At 41.8% G+C, this 869-nt stretch carries 1 protein-coding gene; it reads left to right on the top strand.

The features are described 5' to 3' along the window. Positions 1-123: 123 nt before the first annotated feature. Positions 124-869: MetQ/NlpA family ABC transporter substrate-binding protein (locus ACFVSH_RS15260; protein WP_387706685.1), on the top strand; the 746-nt coding region annotated here is incomplete at its 3' end.

Below are 869 nucleotides of genomic sequence, written 5' to 3'. Positions count from 1 at the left end.
GATCTGCCTTGTGCAAATCATTCAAATGGTTGGTGACAAGGCCTCATACATAGTTAACAAACGATAGGGATCAGTCATTTTTTCAATGATTCAATACATTTCATTAAACAGGAGGAATTTCAAATGAAGAAAATAGCTTCGTTATTATCAGTCTGTGCACTTGCCCTTGGGTTGGCAGCATGCGGGAGTGATGATGCATCCCCAAAAACTGAAGACAAAAAAGAATTGAAGATCGGGGCGACTACCGGGCCCTATGCCGATATGGTTAAAGAGGCCATCAAACCAGGTCTGGAAGATCTCGGTTACAATGTAGAGATCGTCGAATTCACCGACTATATCCAGCCGAATAAGTCCCTTGGCAACCATTCGATCGATGCCAACCTTTTCCAGCATAAGGTGTACATGGATAACTTCGCTAAAGAAAATGATTTAAAGCTTTCCGACCTTATCATAGTTCCAACAGCACCAATGGGCATATATTCGAACAAGTATAAATCATTGAAAGAAATTAAAGACGGTACATCCCTTGCAGTGCCCAATGATCCGGTTAACCTTGCACGTGCACTTAAAGTGCTGGTGGATGAAGGGTTGATTGAAGTTGATCCAGATGTCGACCCTTTAAAAATATCTGAAAAGGATGTAACGAAAAATCCAAAAAACATCCAACTCAAACCATTGGAATCCGCTCAATTGCCTCGGGCAACAGACAGTGTTGACCTATCAGCGGTCCCTGGCAACTTCGCTCTTGCAGCGAAAATGGACCTCCAGGATGCCCTTGTTTTAGAAAAAATGCCGGATATGTATCGAAACGTTGTTACAGTGAATACAAAAGATGTAGATTCCCAATTTGCAAAGGATATTAAATCAGT

It is taken from the genome of Peribacillus sp. NPDC058002, from assembly GCF_042886655.1.
Classification (GTDB): Bacteria; Bacillota; Bacilli; order Bacillales; family DSM-1321; genus Peribacillus; species Peribacillus aracenensis.
Note: the sequence above shows the minus strand (reverse complement) of the source record. Positions and strands in the feature narration are given on the sequence as shown.